The organism is Phenylobacterium sp. J367, from assembly GCF_024699985.1.
In the GTDB taxonomy this organism is placed as follows: Bacteria; Pseudomonadota; Alphaproteobacteria; order Caulobacterales; family Caulobacteraceae; genus Phenylobacterium.
The window spans coordinates 1818349-1834741 of the sequence record NZ_JAJONA010000001.1 but is presented as its reverse complement, the minus strand read 5'-3'; the positions used below and the strand labels follow the sequence as shown (position 1 = coordinate 1834741).

Genomic DNA, 16393 nt, shown 5'->3' with positions numbered 1-16393 from the left:
CCGCCAGGCGCCCCCCGCCCTGCGGCCCGTCGGCCTTCAACCCCGGCCGGGCGCGCACCTGCGGGATCGCCTCGCCGTCCGGCAGGATGACCGGCCAGCCGTCCTTCCAGGTCACCGGCAGCAGGAAGGTCTCCCGCCCGATGTTGTAGAAGTCGTCCCGGTAGGGCCGCGTGGCCAGGAAGGTCGCCCACCAGCGCCCGTCCGGCGTCTCCACATAGTCCGCATGGCCCGCCGCGCTGATCGGGTCCGGACGGTCGGCCGGCAGGTCGCGCTGGGTCAGGATCGGATTGCCGGGGAAGGGAACGTAAGGACCCCAGACGTTCCGGCTACGGAGCACCACCTGCGAGTGGTTCACCGAGGTGCCGCCCTCGGCGCAGCTCAGGATGTACCAGCCGTCCTTCCGGTAGATGTGCGGCCCCTCGATCCACACCGGCTTCGTCGAGATGTCGACCCCGCCGTTGACCAGCACCTTCCGGGGGCCGACGGTCTTCATCGCCTTGAGGTCGAACTCCTGCATCCAGATCGCCCGGTGGCCGTCGTAGAGCGGCGTCCCCTCGGGCGGGCCGTTGTTGAGCAGATAGGTCCGGCCGTCGGCGTCGTGGAAGAACGACGGGTCGATGCCGTCCACGTCCTTGATCCAGATCGGATCGGACCACGGGCCGGCCGGGTCCTTCGCCGTCAGCACATAGTTGCCGCCGCAGTCCACGCATGTGTTCAGGATGTAGAACGTACCCGCCTCGAAGCTGATGTCCGGCGCGAACACGCCGCGCGACAGCCCCAGGCCCGAGAAATCGAGCTGGCCCGGCCGGTCGATGGCGTTGCCGATCTGCCCCCAGCGCACCAGGTCGCGGCTGCGGAACACCGGCAGGCCGGGGAAGTAGGAGAAGGTCGAGGTGACCAGGTAGTAGTCGTCGCCGATCCGCTCCAGGGCCGGGTCGGGATGGAAGCCGGGCAGGATCGGGTTGCGGTATTCGCCGGGCGCCGTCACCGGCTCGGGGTCCAGCGGGCGATAGGCGAACCAGTCGAACCGGGCCTCCGACGCGGCGGCCGCGCCGGCGCCGAGCAGGCTGGCCACCGCGGCGAGCGCCGCCCGCCTGAGGCGCTGAGGGGTCAGGCCCATGGCGTGCGCTCCGGCGCCGCCCGGAACGCCTCGGCCACCGCCTCGCGCATCGGCTTGGCCTTGAGCGCGGCGTCGTAGAGCGTCGGCCGCTTGGCGATCCCGTCGGGCCTGGGCCACCAGCCCTGCAGCCAGGAATGGTGGTCGGCCAGCCCCCACATCAGCACCTGCTTGGTCTCCGGGTAGTCGAGCATGATCCCCAGGAAGTCGCGGACCAGGGCCGCGCCCAGGGCGTCGCGCCGGGCGGGATCGGCCGGCAGCACCCGGTCGTTGACGTCGAGCTCGGTGATCAGGAGGTCGAGGCCCATGCCCCGCACCTCGTCGACAAAGGCCCGCCACTCGCGCTGGTCCGCCGCCGTGAACGTCACCACGTCGCCGCCGTCGCCGTTGGCGATGTGGCCCTGGATGCCGAAGCTGTCGATCGGCGCGCCCCGGCTCTTCAGCCGTTCCAGCAGCTTCAGCACGCCCGCCCGGTGCTTCGCGTCGCCCGGGCCCCAGCCCATGTAGTCGTTGTAGGCGAGCCGGGCGTTCGGCGCGGCCGCCTTCGCGGCGTGGAAGCAGAGCTCCACCACCTCCGGCCCCATGGCCCGGGTGAACACCGAATTGCGCATCTCGCCGGTCGCCGGGTCGATGCTCTCGTTGACCACGTCCCAGGACGTGATCTGCGGATAGCGCCCGGCGACGCGCCGCACATAGTCGCCCATCCACCGCTCGCCCTCGGCCCGCGAGGGGAAGCCCTCCTTCTTCAGCCAGTCGGGCGTGAACTCGTCGCGGTTCCACAGCAGGGTGTGGCCGCGCAGGACCATGCCGTGCTGCTTCGCGTAGGCGGCGATCCGGTCGGCCGGTTCGAACCGCCACTGATCCCGCGCGTCGGCCTTGATCGCATAGAGCTTGTGCTCGTTCTCTGAGACCAGCGCCCCGCACTCGCGGGCCACCAGGGCCGCATAGGCGGGATCACCCAGGCCGTTCGCCGACATCGCCGTGCCGAACGCCAGGCCCTTGGCCTTCGCGAGGTCTTTCAGGGGCTCGGAGTTGGGGGCCTGCGCCGCGGCCTGCCCCCGGCCAGGAGGGCGGCGGCGCCGAGCGCCAGACCTTCCCTTCGCGACAACGCTCGCGGCACGCCGGACCTCCCTGATATCCCGGGCGCGATCTCGGGCCGCGCCTCCAGGCCGGGAGCTTTGCCGAACGTGGTCTGACCAATCAAGCGCTTTCTGGTAGCGCTATCAGAATCCCTTGCGCACGGTATTCACCTCCCCCAGCGCGCAGCGATGGCGGGAGGGGGGACCGCTCGCCGAGGTCAGCGCAGGCTGACCGCAGAGCGAGGGGTGGTGGGGGCAAGCGGCCGGCAGTGCGTCGGGCTTGCCCCCTCCACCGTCCGCTCTTCGCTGCGCTCGGCCGACGGTCCCCCTCCCGCCGCTTCGCGGGGGAGGTGAAAGACCCCTACGACCCCGCCGCCGGCTGCTCCGCCGCCGGCAGCATGGCCACGACCTCGTTGGTCTTGGTCATGAACTTCACGCCCTTCAGCCGGTCCTTCTTGTAGCCGGGCCAGGCCTTCTCGACCTCGATGGGCGTCACGGCCTGGGCCGCGGCGCCCGTGGGCTTGGTGGCGATCACGTCCACCTCGTAGATCCCGTCCTTCGGCTGGGCCGCATAGACGCGGGGCAGGAAGGCCGGGTCCGACCAGCCCGGGGTCGCCGTCGCGCCCTCCACGTGCAGGATCAGGTTCCCGTCGTCGACCTCGATCTTGCCGCTGGAGACGCTGAGGATCTGTTCCTGGCCGGCGTACATCGGGGCCGACCGCGCCAGCGACTTGGGCTTCTCCGGCGCCGCCGGAGCCGCCGCCTGGCTTGACGATTGCTCGCAGCCGCCGAGCGCGACGCAGCCGGTCAGCAACGCCGTAAGAATGAGTGTGCGCATAGGTTTCCTCCCCAGGATCTATCACCCCACGGAGAAGAGGTTGCGCCCGTAACGACCCGCCCGCAAGGGCGCCGAACGGCGTTCGCGAATTCCTCCCCTGCGTAAGCGGGGGAGGGGGTGGAGGGGGCGGACGGCCGCGCGCTCGCTCGCCCTCTCCCTACCCTCTCCCTCTCGGGCTTCGCCCGGGGGGAGGAGGTGATGGCGCGGCCTCGGTGCTCCACTCCTCTCCCCCGCGAAGCGGAGAGGGAGAGGGTAGGGAGAGGGCCTGAAGCGCCTACCCCGCCAGGTAGGCGAACGTCGCCCAGAGGCAGAACGCGCCCGCCAGGCCCGCCACCGCCCAGACGGCGAACCTGCGCCCCGGCGACAGCCCGCCGGAGAACCGCAATAGCGCCACGGCACACAGCAGATAGACCAGCAGGTTCGCCAGCACGGCGGCGTTGATCAGGGCGTTGAACTGCTTGGTGAGCGTCGGCGAGATGGTCGCCAGCGTGGTGATCGACATCAGCACCGCCGTCGCCACCACGCCGCGCACCGGCAGGCGCGAGCCCGGCTCGCCGCCGATGGCCCGGGGCAGATACCCGCTGGCGGCCCCCGAGGCGCCCGCCTCCGCCGCGACCAGCAGCCAGCCGGCGAGCGTGCCCAGGGTCTTGGCGAGCGCGCAGGCCGCCACGACGGCGCCGGCCACCGGCCCCACCAGCCGCCCCACCACGTCGGCGAAAGGCGCCGTGGATTTCGCCAGGTCGCCGGCCGGGATCACCCCCATCACCGCCGCCGTGGCGGCCGCATAGACCACCGTCGCCAACGCCACCCCGCCCAGCGTGGCGATCGGCAGGTTGCGCCGGGGATTGTCCACCGCCTTGGCCGCGATGGTCGCGCTCTCCAGGCCGAGATAGGCCCAGAAGATGGTCACCAGGGTCGCCGGGATGGCGTGGGTCAGCGGCTGGCCGCTGACGTTCCAGGAGGCGGCGAACACGTCGGCGTCGAACCCGATCACGCCCGCAATGATCGCCGCCACGATGGGAACCAGCCCGATCAGCAGGGTCGAGCCGGAGAACCAGCCCACCACCCGCGGCCCCGAGAGGTTGGCGAGCGTCATCAGCCAGATGGCGACGATGGCGGCGATGGCCGTCGGCCAGGGTCCGATCAGGGCCGGCAGGAAGTAGGCGAGGTAGCCCACGGCGGCGAGCGCGATGGCGACATTCCCCACCCAGCACGACAGCCAGTAGGCGCCCCAGGCGATGGCCCCGGCCCACGGATGCACCCCGTCCGCCGGATACCGCACCAGGCCGTCGGGATCGGGCCTGACGGCCCCCAGGATCGCGAACACGCCGGCGATCGCCATGGCGCCCACGCCCGCGATCCCCCAGCCGATCAGGCTCGACGAGCCCACCCCCGCCAGCGACGCCGGTAGCAGGAACAGCCCCGACCCCACCATGTTCCCGGCCACCAGGAACGTCGCCGTCAGGGCCCCCAGGCCCTTCTGCTTCGGATCGTCCGCCACGCTCATCTCCCCCGCGCGCCGCACCTCAGCACATCCCTCCCCTTCAGGGGAGGGACAGATCGCGCAGCGATCAGGGGGGGGAGTCGCGCTCAGGCTCCGCGTCGTCAGCACGCCCTCTCCCTACCCTCTCCCTCTCTTCCCCCGGCTTTCGCCGGGGTCGGGGGAGAGGAGACTATGGCTCGGCCTCACAACCCCACTCCTCTCCCCCGCGAAGCGGAGAGGGAGAGGGTAGGGAGAGGGCCCCGGCTCAGAACCTTCTTCTCTTCGCGTCCCGCGCCACTTCCCGCGCCGCGTTGTGCCCCGGCGCGCCGGTCACCCCGCCGCCCGGGTGGGTGCCGGCGCCGCACTGGTAGAGGCCGGCCACCGGCGTGCGGTAGTCGCCCGCCCCCAGCACCGGCCGGGCCGAGAACATCTGATCGAGGCTCAGGTTGCCGTGCATGATGTCGCCGTTCACCAGGCCGAACTTGCGCTCCAGGTCGAGCGGCGAGAGCACCTGCCGGCCCACGACCGACTTCGCGAACCCCGGCGCGTGCTTGTCGACCGTGGCGATCATCAGGTCGGCGACCTCCTCGCGGTGGTCGTCCCAGCTCCGGCCCCCGGGCAGCACCGGGGCCACGTGCTGGCAGAACAGGCTCGCCACGTGCTGGCCCTGGGGCGCCAGGCTGTCGTCCAGGGTCGAGGGGATCAGCATCTCGACGATGGGATCCCTTCGACCAGCCGTGCTCGCGTGCGTCGGTATAGGCCTTCTCCATGTAGGCCAGGGTCGGCGCGATGATGATCCCGGCCGTCAGGTGGTCGCCGGCCTCCGGCTTCACCGCGAACCGCGGCAGCGCGGAGAGCGCCACGTTCATCCGGAAGGTGCCCGAGCCCGAACGATAGCGGTCGATCCGTTCCCGGAAGTCCGCCGGCTGCACGCCCGGGTCCACCAGCTTGCCGAACAGCAGCTTCGGATGGAGGTTCGAGACCACCGCGCGGGCGTGGATCGTCTCGCCCGCCTCGGTGACGACGCCGATGGCGCGGCCGCCCTTCGTCAGCACCTCGGCGACGCCCGTACCGGTCCGGATGGTCACCCCACGCTCGGCGCAGGCCGCCGCCATCGCCTGGGTGATCGCACCCATGCCGCCGATGGCGTGGCCCCAGGCGCCCTTCTTGCCGTTCACCTCGCCGAATACATGGTGCAGCAGGACGTAGGCCGAGCCCGGCGAATAGGGGCTGGCATAGTTGCCCACCACCCCGTCGAAGCCGTAGGCCGCCTTGATCGGCGAGCTCTCGAACCAGCCGTCCAGCCAGTCGCCCGCCGACTGGGAGAACAGCGCCAGCAGGTCGCGCTTGCCGGTCATGTCGAGCTTGTTCAGCCGCCTGCCGAGCGCGGCGCTCTTCAGGAGCTCCGGCACGGCCTGGGCGATGCCGCCCTCCACCAGGTTCGGCGGGGTCATCAAAACGAGCTCGCGCAGGACGTCGGCGATCCGCTCCAGCCGCTCGCCGTAGGCGTCGAGCCGGTCGGCGTCGCGATTGGAGAACCGCGCCACCTCGGCCTTGGTGATCCCTTCGCCGACGGAAAAGTGGTCGCCGTCCAGCGGCAGGAAGTTGGACACCTTCCGCTCGACCACCTTCAGGCCGTGGCGATGCAGCTCGAGGTCGCGGATGACCTTCGGATTGAGCAGGCTGACGGTGTAGCTGGCCACCGAGTTGCGGAATCCCGGGTGGAACTCCTCGGTCACCGCCGCGCCGCCGACCACGTGGCGGCGCTCCAGCACCGTGACCTTCAGGCCGGACGACGCCAGGTAGGCCGCGCAGGTCAGGCCGTTGTGCCCGCCGCCGACGATCACGACATCGGTCTTGTCCATCAGGCGGCTTCCTTCGGGGCGTGCGGCAGGGCGGCTTCGGGGATCTGGGCCTTCAGCCTTCGGGCGAAGGCGGCCAGGCACACCTCCGAGGGGCCGAGCGGGCCCGAGACATAGCCCGAGGTCTGCATCCCCTCCTGGACGCGGGCGATCAGCACCGTGTCCTCGGCGTTGACCTGCCGGTTGATCCGCCAGTTGAGGTAGCGGGCGGCCTTCACCTCGCGGCGCGCGTCGGGCCGCACATAGGCGATCTCGCGGATCAGGGTCTCGGTGGGCGAGACCGGGATGAACTGCATGAAGTCGACCTGGTCCGGATAGACGTCGAAGGCCAGGTTCGGCCACAGGCGGTAGTAGCTCCAGCGGCGCCGCGCCTTCGGGTCCAGGTGGTCGAAGTTGTCGAGCAGGGCCTGGTAGTTGCGCTCCACCCAGTTCGGGGACGGCGTCTCGGTGACGTCGCCCCACAGGGTGTCGGTCCATTCGCCCGCCTTCATGGCGTAGCTCGGCCCGAAGAGCCGCGTCAGCCCCGGGTGCGCCACCGGGATGTGCAGGGCGTCGGCGTAGTTGTCGGCGACGTTCTTCCAGTTCACCGGCCGGGGCCTGAGCGTCACCCGCCCCTGCGGCTGCAGGTCCTCGAAGCCGTGCGGCGCGATCTCGGCCTCATAGGGGGCCATCATCTCGGCGACGCTCGGCAGGCCCGGCTGGAACCGCACGAAGACGAAGCCGCGCCAGGTCTCCTGCTCCACGGGCTTCAGGCCATGTTCGGCGAGGTCCAGGCCCTCGAAGCCCTGCCAGCGCGGCACGTTCTTCAGGCTGCCGTCGAGGCCGTAGCTCCAGGCGTGGTAGGGGCAGACCAGCCGGCGCCCGCAGTTGCCCTCCTGGCCGTCGACCAGCCGCGAGGCCCGGTGCCGGCAGGCGTTGTGGAAGGAGCGCACCTCGCCGTCCTCGCCGCGGACCGTGACCACCCGCTCGCCGAGGATGTCCAGGGTCTGGAAGTCGCCGGGCATCGGCACGTCGTTGAGGTGGCAGACCACCTGCCAGCCGGTCCGGAAGACCGTCTCGCGCTCCCGCTCGAAGAAGCCCGGGTCCGAGTAGATCCAGGCGGGAAGGCTCTGCTCCAGCATGGTCAGCTCCGCTTGCTATACACTCGTATAACAAGACACCCAGTGCCGCGCCAGCCTCACCGCTTCCGCCGGCGTGAAGGTCGTCGGGTCGAGGCACAGCTCCAGCCACAGCCCGTCCAGCAGCGCCGACAGGCCGAGCGCCGCCGGCCGCGGATTCTCCACGCCCAGGTCGGCCAGCAGCCCTTCGATCCGTGTACGGTACGACTGGTAGGTCTCCGCATGGACCTTGGCCGCGTCGGGGTCGGTCCTGACGAACCCCCAGAACCCCAGCCAGGCCGCCAGCAGGTCCCGGTCGACGATCGCCGGCGAGAAGCTGGCCTCCAGGAACGCCTCGAGCCGGGCCCGCGGGTTCGGCCCGGCCGCGAGAAGAGCCTCGTCCATGTTCATGTCGATCCGGGCCACGACGCTCCGGTAGGCCTCGACCAGCAGCTGGCCGAAGCCTCCGAAGTGGTGCCGGACGAGGCCGGGCGAGACGCCGGCCCGCTTGGCCACGTCCCGCACCGACACCGCCCCCAGCCCCCGGTCAGCGAGGCTCGCCAGCGCGGCCTCGATCAGCGCCTCGCGGCGAACCTCGCTGGGCTCCCGGGAGAACCGTCCGCTCAGAACGACTGCCCGAACCGCACCCCCGAACAGCCGGGGCCGGATCGGGGTCACGAACACGCGGCTGCAGACCGAGGAGGCGCAAGCCACGCCGCGGTCGATCTGCCCGTCGTCGTCGAACAGGTTCTTGACGTAGGCCTCGACCCGCCAGTTGTCCTTCTCCACCCCGGCCGCCAGGTCGACGGTCGTGAACGACGGCAGCTTGCCGATCACGTCACGATCGGAGATCCGCAGGTCCGGCCACGAGGAGCCCGTGTGGGCCACGCCGCCCTGCAGGTGGGCGTCCATGTCGCCGACGGCCCACTCGTAGCGCGCGGTCAGCGAGCCGCGGAACTTCGGAGGTCACCGGCAGGGACGTACCCTTCTCGGCCTCCGGCGGCGCGTCGGGATCGGGGGCGTAGTCCTCGTCCAGCTCGGCGTCGGTGTAGGCGCCCGCGGCGTTGATGGTAAGGCCATCGGTCACCGCCCAGCTCAGGTCGCTCTCGATGCCCAACATCTTCGCCTTGCCGGCGTTGCGGATCTCGGTCAGGCCGTTGGCCCCCAGGAACGAGAACTGGAAGTCGTCCCAGTTCTCCAGGTACGCCGCGCCGTTCCACCGCAGCCGGTTCTCCAGCCACATGGTCTTCCACCCGAACTCGAGGTTCTTCAGGTAGTCTGACTCGTAGGGGGGCAACGTGCCCCGCCGGTTGATCCCGCCCGGCCGGTAACCCGTCGAGTAGGTGACGTAGATCATCCGGTCGTCGTCGATCTCGTACTGGGCGTTCAGGCGGTAGGTGTTGCCGTTGTCCTCCGTGGTCTTGTCGACGTTGGTGCAAGGCCCGCCCTTCACGATCGCGGTGTCCTTGAAGCAGGCGGCGACGCCGGTGCCGCCGCTGTAACCCTCGCCGAAGCCGAAGAAGCCCTGCAGCGAATTCTTCGCCTTGAAGAACCGGATGCCGGCATTCAGCGAGAACTTTTCGCTGACGTCGAACGAGGCGTCCATGAAGGCCGCATAGTCCCGGTCGACCCGGAGCTGCTTCGTCAGCCAGATGGTGTCCGGCCAGCCGGGCACTTCGAGATCGTCGGCCAGAGCGTCGATCTTGTAGCGCTGTTGAATGTTGTGCGTCTGGCGCTGGTAGAAGGCGCCCATGGTCACCCGCAGCGGCCGGTCCACCGGCGTGGAGACCCGGAACTCGTGGCTCTGCTTCTTGTAGGCGTCCTTGCCCTGAATGTACTGGGTGATGTCGTGGGGGTTGCCCGCGTTGTCGAGCCAGTAGACGCCGTAGCCCGCCAGGGTGTCGTAGAAGTAGGAATAGTCCGAGTAGTCGGACTCCGTGTCGACCCACCGCTTCATGAGCGCGCCGGCGTAGACGAGGTCGAGGTCGGAGACCGCGCCCTCGATGGTGAGGGCCGCCTGCACCCACTTGTCGTCTGAACGCTCAGGGCGGTAGCGGCTGACCTTCAGGTCGCCCTTTCCGGGATCGTAGGAGAAGTTGCCGTCGGCCTCCGTGCGCTGGGCGTTGAGGGTCGGCATGATCGACCAGTTCTCGTTGAGATCGATCTTCAGCGCCGCGCGGGCGCCGTAGATGTCCACCTCATTGTAGTCGTCCTCGACCAGGCTGTTGTTGTTCACCGTCACCGGGCCGAGGTTGTCCGGCGGAATGCCGATCGGATAGGTGAGCGTGCCGGGGACGTTGTCGATATAGCCGCCGTCGTGCTCGGCCCAGGCGACCAGGCGAACCGCCGCGAGCTCGCCGACCGGCTGGTTCACGAAGCCCTCGAAGCCGTAGCCCACGTCGCTGTGGCTGAACTTGTTGAGGTCGAGGTCATAGCCGGCTTCGAAGCCCGCGGGCGACGGCTTCTTGGTGATGATCCGGATGGTGCCGGCCTGCGCGCTGGCCCCGTAGAGCGTGCCCTGCGGGCCGGACAGCACTTCGACGCGCTCGATGTCGTAGACGTGGATGTCGAGCGGGCCGGTGATGGTCGTCACCGGCTGTTCGTCCAGGTAGACGGCGACGCTGGGCAGCGGGCCGGAGTGGTTGTTGTTCTCCCCCGAAGCCACGCCGCGCATGTAGATGGTCGAGAAGCCGGGCGCCGCCGTCTGGATCGTCACGTTCGGCAGGAACCGGGCGTAGTCGGCCATGTCGGTGACCTGCAGCTCGTCGAGCCGCTCGGCCCCCAGCGCCTGCACGCTGACCGGCACGTCCTGCAGGTTCTCGGACCGCTTCTGGGCGGTGACCACCACCTCGTCCAGCGCGGTCTGCGCCAGCGCCGGCGCAGCCAGGCCGGTGAACATGCTGGTGGCGAGCAGCGCCGCCAGCCTATGCGTTGTTCTCGAACTCATACGCACCCCCCTCTTCTTGTCGTGATGCGCCCGGTCAGGCGGGCGCTTTCGGGTAGCTCTCCAAGACCGGGCCGAGCGCCACCTTGAGCGGCGCCAGCCAGGGTTCGAAGTTCCGCCAATGCTCGGCGGCGTCGGCGTAGATCGGCTGGCGCACCTGTTCGGAGGACGCGGTGCGCACGGCGCGGTCGTTCTCGTAGAAGCGAAGGCAGCCCTCCTCGAAGGGAAGACCGCAATGATCGAGCAGCCGGCGCGTTTCCGCCTCCGGATCGGCCACCATCTGCTCGTAGATCACGCGATGGACGCGGCCGGGCAGGACCTCGTCGAAGTGCGCCATCAGCGCCACGTAGTCGGCGTAGTAGCGGCCCACGTCCTCCAGCGAGTAGGTGAAGCCCTGGCCGCGGGCGAAGTGCTGCTTGAAGCCCGAGAAGCAGCAGCCCAGCGGATGGCGCCGGGCGTCGATGATCTTGGCGTTCGGCAGGATCGCCTGGATCAGGCCGACATGGGCCCAGTTGTTCGGCATCTTGTCGATGAAGAAGGGCCGGCCGAGCTTGCGGTGGACCTGGGCCCGCTCGAGGTACTCCTCGCCCAGAGCCTTCAGGTCGGCGGGGGAAAGGCCGGCCAGCGCCTCGGGATAGGCCGTGTCGCGCTCGGCGGCCGGCTTGCCACCGATCCGCCGGGCGAGCGTGATGATGTCGGGCAGCTCCTGGGTGCCCTCCACCTCAGAGTGGCTGGCCAGGATCTGCTCGACGAGGGTCGAGCCCGCGCGCGGCAGGCCGATGATGAAGATCGGGTCGGGCGCGGCGCACCCCTGGCCCGCCCGCTCGGCGAAGAAGTCCGGGGTGAACAGCGCCTTCGCCCGATGGACCTGGTCGGAAGTGTCGGCGGCCCGGTAGCCGAGGCTTTCGCGGCGGATCGCATTGCCGGTCTCGTAGTGACGGAAGGCCGGCCCGAAGGCGCGCGCGTCCTCCAGGGCCTTGCCGAGTGCAAAGTGCAGGTGCAGCCGGTCGTCGTCCTCCAGGCCCTCGGCGCCGAGTGCGGCGTGCATGGCGGCGACGTCGTCCTGTGCGAAACGGAAAGTCTTCAGGTTGGCCAGGCTCCACCACGCCTCGCCCAGCGACGGCTGCAGCTCGACGGCCTTCCGGTAGGCGGCCACGGAGTCGGCCTGCCGGCCGACCGTCTTGAGGGCGTGGCCGAGGCTCATCCAGCCCTTGGGCTGCCGGGGGGTGTTCGGCGAGCACGTCCTCATAGAGCGCGATCGCCTGCTCGTACTCGCCGATCCGGCTGAGCGCGGCGGCCTTGAGGTTGCGGTAGCCGGGGTTCTTCGCGTCGCGCTCCAGCAGGCGATCGACCTCGGCGATCGCCTCCACCGGTCGGTTCTGCCGGTAGAGGATGGTCGCGTAGTTGTGGCGAGCGGCGACGAAGCCGGGGGCGAGTTCGACACAGCGGGCCAGCAGCGCCTCGGCGTCCGCCAGACGGCCGAGCCGGGCGCCGGTCTCCGCCAGCATGCGGATCGCCGCGACATCGGTCGGATGGCGCTTCAGGAAGCCGCGGAGGATACGCTCAGAGACCGCCAACCGGTTCTCGCAGAGCGCGGTCGCCGCCTCGACTAGTTCGGGGTCGCGCACCGAGGCGCGGATGTGATTGGCGTAGGCGGCGTCGGCCTGGGCGGCGTCCCCCAGCAGGGTCCAGGCGTCGCCCAGCGCCCGCCAGGCCTGGACGTGGCCCGGGTCGAGGTCGACGGCCCGCTCCAGGGGCGCGATCGCGGCCTCGGTGTCGCCCAGGGCGAGGAGCGCCAGGCCCAGCTCGGCCTGGGCCTGCGGCCATTTCGGTTGCTGGGCGGCAAGCGACAGGACGATGTCGCGGGCCGGCGCCGCCGCGCCCTGACTCCGGAGCGAGGCGGCGAGCAGCAGCAGGGCCTGCGGATGGCCGGGCGCGGCCTTGAGGATTTCGCGGGACTGGGCTTCTGCCAGAGCCGGGCTCTGCGTCAGGAGGCGGGCCGCGTGGGAGAGCGCGGTGGCGAGCGTTCCGACAGGCTCTGCGGCGGCGCCGGGCAAGCAATTATCCGATCGTGCAACAACGATACGCGAAGGGAGGACGGAGCCCGTACGTTGTCAATCCACGGTGAAGGTCGTTCGCCGCATCGTCATGGCGGTGTGTCGAAAGCGCCATGATCGACGCCGAAAAAGGGCGCAGCCGCCGCCCGCGAAACCCACAGCCGCGGCCGTGCGGCGGCGACATTGCCCACATGCCCCCGGGGTCAGCCCCAGGTCGATCGTCAGGACAGGGCCGCGCCTTCAGCCAGCGAGTCGGCGAGCGCCTGCAGCAGGGTCTCGGCGCGCAGGGGCTTGGTCACGTGCCGGTCGGCGCCGGCCTTCAGCGACATCTCGACATGCTCGGGCAGGGCATGGGCCGAGAGCGCCACGATCGGCGTGCGTTCGAGGCCGAGCTCAGCCTCGCGCCGACGGATGGCGCGGATCGCCGAAAGCCCGTCCAGCACCGGCATCTGCACGTCCATCAGGATCAGGTCGAAGCGGTCCGCGGCGACCGCGTCCAGCGCCTGGGAGCCGTCGCCCACCAACGTCAGGTCGACCGGTTCGGCGGCCAGCATCAGCTCGACGACACGTCGGTTGGTGGCGTGGTCGTCGGCGACCAGAACCTTCGCGCGGCGTCCGTCGCCGGCGACGGCGTCCGGTCCCGGCGCGGCGATCGCCATATCGAGCGCCGAGGGCATGCCCAGCGGCAGGCAGAGGGTGAAGACCGCGCCCTTGCCGGGCGTGGCGGTGGCGCCGAGCGTCCCGTGCATCAGTTCGGCCAGATGGCGCGAGATCGAAAGACCCAGACCCGAGCCGCCGAACTTCTCGACGATCGCGCCGTCGGCCTGCTCGAAGCGGCCGAACAGCTCGGCGGCGCGCGAGGGGTCGAAGCCGATCCCGGTGTCGCGCACCTCGAAGCGGAAGCCGTCGTCCTCCCGCGCCACGCGGCAGCTCACCGAGCCCTCGGACGTGAACTTCACCGCATTGCTGATCAGGTTGGTCAGGATCTGCTGCACGCGGAGCGGGTCGCCGGTGACCGTCGCCCTTGCCTGGGGCTCGACGACCACGGTGAAGACCAGTCCCTTCTCCTCCGCCTTGGGCCGGAAGAGGGCGGCGGCGCGCTCGACGATGGTCGGCAGGTCGAACCGCTCCTTGCGGATCTCCAGCTTCCCGGCTTCCACGCGCGACAGGTCGAGGGCGTCGGAAAGCAGCCGCTCCAGCGCCTCCGCGGAGTCGACGATGGTGCGGACCATCTTCTTCTCGGCGTCGCCGTCGAGCCGGGTGGCGAGCACGCTGGCCACGCCCAGGATGCCGTTCAGCGGCGTACGGATCTCGTGGCTCATATTGGCCAGGAAATCGGATTTCGCGCGGGTGGCCGCCTCGGCCTGACGCACGGTCCGGCGCAGTTCAACCACCAGCTTCTCGAGGTCCGGCTGATCGCGTCGGCCGCGTTCCTCCGCCTGCTTGCGGGCCACATGGGCTTCGAGCCGCGCCTGGGCGATGTCGAAGTCGACCGGCTTGGTCAGGTAGTCGTTCGCGCCCAGCCGCAGGGCGCGCACCACGTCGGCGCTGCCGTCCTTCACGGTCGCCATGATGACCGGCAGCGTCGCCGACGAATGGATCTCGCGGATGCGGGTGAGCACCTCGAAGCCGCTCATCCCCGGCATGACGATGTCGAGCAGGACGAGGTCGAGCGGCTCTCGGGCGACGATCTCCAGCGCCTCCGGCCCGTCCCCGGCCTGGAGCACGTCGAAGCCGCGCCGCGAGAAGCGACGGCTCATCAGGATCCGGTTGTCCTCCAGATCGTCGACGATCAGGAGGCGCGGCCGGACCAGGCTTGCAACGCCCGATGAGTCGATTGCCGACACAGCGCTATCCCACACTCCAGGTTGCGCCATTCTGGGCGCCGCGCGCTTAACCGAGAGTGCACGGGGCGTTGACCGGTTGGTTACGTCTTGCGGCTAGCTTGCCTGGGAGAGCCGGGCCTGCGCCCGGGAAGCTGGCAGGGGTTAGCTTGTCGACGGAAGCAGAAAGCGCGCGACGCCTCCGCGTCCTGATGGCGGATGACCATCCGACCAACCGGGCCGTCATCGAGGTCGTCCTGGGGCTGATCGACTGCGACCTCGTGCAGGTCGAGGACGGTCTACAGGCGCTCAACGCCTACAAGGCCGACGACTTCGACGTCGTCCTGATGGACCTGCAGATGCCGGTGATGGACGGCCTGACCGCCATCCGCGAGATCCGCAAGTTCGAGGTCGAGCAGGGGCGCCACCGCACCCCGGTGCTGGCCGTGACCGCCAACGCCATGACCGAGCATGTGCTGGCCTCGCGCCAGGCCGGCGCCGACCACCACATCGCCAAGCCAATCATCCCCGACCTGCTGATCGGCGCGATCATCCAGTCGACCACAGAGGCCGCCAAGGCTGAGGCCAAGGCCGCCCAGGCCGGCTGAACCCCAGGCAGGCTGAACGGAAATGCGAGAAGGGCCGGAGCTCCTGCGAGCTCCGGCCCTTCGCTTTTGTGGTCTGTCAAAGAAGAAGGCCGGCATCCCTAAGGACGCCGGCCTCTTAGCCTTTTCGCCTCAGACGGGCTGGATCAAAACTGCCAGTCCAGGCTCATCGAGGCGGTAAAGGCGTCGCCCTTGAAGGCGCCGCGGGTCGGCACCGTCGTCTGGGCCGGGGTGCCGGCGTAGAAGACGTCGAAGTCGACCAGCGGGGCGTCGTCGAAGCGCGTGTAGGCCACGGCGCCGTTCAGCGTCAGCGCAGGCTGCAGCCGGGCGCTGGCCCCGGCGGCGAAGACCCAGCGGTCGCTGTCGAACACGCCCGGTTCACGCAGGTCGTCGTGGGTCGGCGTCGGGTCGAACTGCACGCCGCCGCGGATGGTCCACATGGTGTTCAGGTCGTGATCCACGCCGACGGCCACCGAGGTGGTGTTCTTGAAGCCCTGCGGGATCGAGGCGGTCATGCCGGCGAAGGCGACGTCGATCGTGTCGTACACGTCCCAGCCCGACCACACGACCTGGCCGTTCAGGGTGGTGGCGTCGGTCAGCGCGAAGCGCGCGCCGACGGTCACCGTCGAACGGGTGGTGAAGTTGGTGTCCGCCTCGGCCGTGAAGTTCGCCGTGTCGAGCGGCGCCTGCAGGCCCGAAAGCGTGATCGAGCCGTCGAGCTCGTGCTTCACCTTCGAGCGGTAGGCGACGCCCAGCGTCACGCGCTCCAGATGCGCCTGGGCGCCCAGGGTGAAGCCGTAGTTCCAGCCGTCGCCGGCCAGGGCCTGGAGGCCGTCGGGGGCGGTCGGGTTGAGGTTCGGAGACGCCTGGTCGTAGTAGGCGTCGGTGTAGTTGGCTGTGAAGCCCACGCCGAGGTCGAGCCATTCTGTCGCCTGGATGGCGGCGGCGGTCTGGATCTCGGTGGTTTCGATCTTGGATCGGATGGTGTCGTAGCGCGCCCAGGAGTCCGCGCCGAAGTCCGTCTTCAGCCGGATCGGCTTGTGCACGGAGAGCCCCACGGCGAAGCGGTCGCCGAACGGAACGGCCACGGCGAAGTGCGGGGCGGTGAAGTCCTGGCTGACCTCGTCCACCGGCGAGCGGCCGCCCACGGGCAGGGTCAGGCCAGCCGGCGGGATCGGCCGGGTGATGGTGGTGCTGGTGTTGGAGAATTCGGTGTCGTCGTTGCGGTGGTGGACGCCGAGCGTCGCACCGCGGCCGCCACGCGCGATCGCGGCGGGGTTCCAGAACAGGGCCGAGGCCCCGGTGTCGGCGACTTCCCCGGAGTTGGCCCGCCCGAGTCCTTCGGTCGAGACCTCCGTGACGCCGATGCCGTTGGCCGACGCCTGGCCCGCAACGGCGAGCAGAGCCGCCGCCGCGGCCATGCCGCACGCGACGCGAATTTCCAGATGACGCACTGAGTTATCCCCGACAGGTCCGGCGAGGAAGCGG

The 16393-nt window shown here is 70.1% G+C and carries 9 protein-coding genes and 3 pseudogenes; 1 reads left to right on the top strand and 11 read right to left on the bottom strand.

Translation table 11 applies throughout. From position 1 onward, the window contains the following. Positions 1-151 precede the first annotated feature (151 nt). From LRS04_RS09950 to LRS04_RS09900, 10 genes and pseudogenes are all read right to left on the bottom strand, one after another. A pseudogene (locus tag LRS04_RS09950) lies at positions 152-1120 on the bottom strand (glycoside hydrolase family 43 protein); the annotation flags it as partial. Beyond that, complete coding sequence (locus LRS04_RS09945; protein ID WP_257816231.1) at positions 1111-2094, bottom strand: endo-1,4-beta-xylanase; 984 nt, start codon at positions 2092-2094, stop codon at positions 1111-1113. The gene LRS04_RS09945 and the pseudogene LRS04_RS09950, both read right to left, overlap by 10 nt. Before the next feature lie 463 nt (positions 2095-2557). Beyond that, on the bottom strand, positions 2558-3034 hold the full coding sequence (locus tag LRS04_RS09940; RefSeq protein ID WP_257816230.1) for a hypothetical protein: 477 nt from the start codon (positions 3032-3034) through the stop codon (positions 2558-2560). Between the two features lie 274 nt (positions 3035-3308). Continuing rightward, entirely contained in the window at positions 3309-4535 is a 1227-nt protein-coding gene (locus LRS04_RS09935; RefSeq protein ID WP_257816229.1) for an amino acid permease, read from the bottom strand. A gap of 247 nt (positions 4536-4782) precedes the next feature. Then, positions 4783-6382, bottom strand: a pseudogene (locus LRS04_RS09930) (phytoene desaturase family protein). Continuing rightward, positions 6382-7500 carry an aromatic ring-hydroxylating dioxygenase subunit alpha gene (locus LRS04_RS09925; protein ID WP_257816228.1) on the bottom strand — a complete coding sequence of 373 codons (1119 nt, stop codon included), beginning with the start codon at positions 7498-7500 and terminating at the stop codon, positions 6382-6384. The pseudogene LRS04_RS09930 and the gene LRS04_RS09925 overlap by 1 nt, the downstream one beginning before the upstream one ends. Before the next feature lie 15 nt (positions 7501-7515). Continuing rightward, on the bottom strand, positions 7516-8388 hold the full coding sequence (locus LRS04_RS09920; protein WP_308238110.1) for a TetR family transcriptional regulator C-terminal domain-containing protein: 873 nt from the start codon (positions 8386-8388) through the stop codon (positions 7516-7518). Further along, a complete protein-coding gene (locus tag LRS04_RS09910) occupies positions 8315-10423 on the bottom strand; it encodes a TonB-dependent receptor (RefSeq protein ID WP_308238318.1) in 2109 nt (702 codons plus the stop codon). Before LRS04_RS09910 ends, LRS04_RS09920 begins: the two co-directional genes overlap by 74 nt. A 34-nt stretch (positions 10424-10457) precedes the next feature. Further along, a pseudogene (locus tag LRS04_RS09905) lies at positions 10458-12477 on the bottom strand (sulfotransferase). Positions 12478-12698: 221 nt separating this feature from the next. Then, positions 12699-14324, bottom strand: a complete 1626-nt coding sequence (locus tag LRS04_RS09900) for a response regulator (RefSeq protein WP_257816227.1) — start codon at positions 14322-14324, stop codon at positions 12699-12701. Between the two features lie 188 nt (positions 14325-14512). On the opposite strand from LRS04_RS09900, the gene LRS04_RS09895 reads away from it, so the two are divergent. Beyond that, entirely contained in the window at positions 14513-14908 is a 396-nt protein-coding gene (locus tag LRS04_RS09895) for a response regulator (RefSeq protein ID WP_257816226.1), read from the top strand. Positions 14909-15051: 143 nt separating this feature from the next. On the opposite strand, the gene LRS04_RS09890 is transcribed toward LRS04_RS09895, so the two are convergent. Then, a complete protein-coding gene (locus tag LRS04_RS09890) occupies positions 15052-16326 on the bottom strand; it encodes an OmpP1/FadL family transporter (RefSeq protein ID WP_257816225.1) in 1275 nt (424 codons plus the stop codon). Positions 16327-16393: the final 67 nt, after the last annotated feature.

What these genes read in the sequence shown, in the direction of transcription:
- LRS04_RS09945 (WP_257816231.1), bottom strand. Translation starts at nt 2,094, where the DNA reads ATGTCGGCGAACGGCCTGGGTGATCCCGCCTATGCGGCCCTGGTGGCC.
- LRS04_RS09895 (WP_257816226.1), top strand. Translation starts at nt 14,513, where the DNA reads ATGGCGGATGACCATCCGACCAACCGGGCCGTCATCGAGGTCGTCCTG.
- LRS04_RS09920 (WP_308238110.1), bottom strand. Translation starts at nt 8,388, where the DNA reads ATGGACGCCCACCTGCAGGGCGGCGTGGCCCACACGGGCTCCTCGTGG.
- LRS04_RS09925 (WP_257816228.1), bottom strand. Translation starts at nt 7,500, where the DNA reads ATGCTGGAGCAGAGCCTTCCCGCCTGGATCTACTCGGACCCGGGCTTC.
- LRS04_RS09890 (WP_257816225.1), bottom strand. Translation starts at nt 16,326, where the DNA reads ATGGCCGCGGCGGCGGCTCTGCTCGCCGTTGCGGGCCAGGCGTCGGCC.
- LRS04_RS09910 (WP_308238318.1), bottom strand. Translation starts at nt 10,423, where the DNA reads ATGAGTTCGAGAACAACGCATAGGCTGGCGGCGCTGCTCGCCACCAGC.
- LRS04_RS09940 (WP_257816230.1), bottom strand. Translation starts at nt 3,034, where the DNA reads ATGCGCACACTCATTCTTACGGCGTTGCTGACCGGCTGCGTCGCGCTC.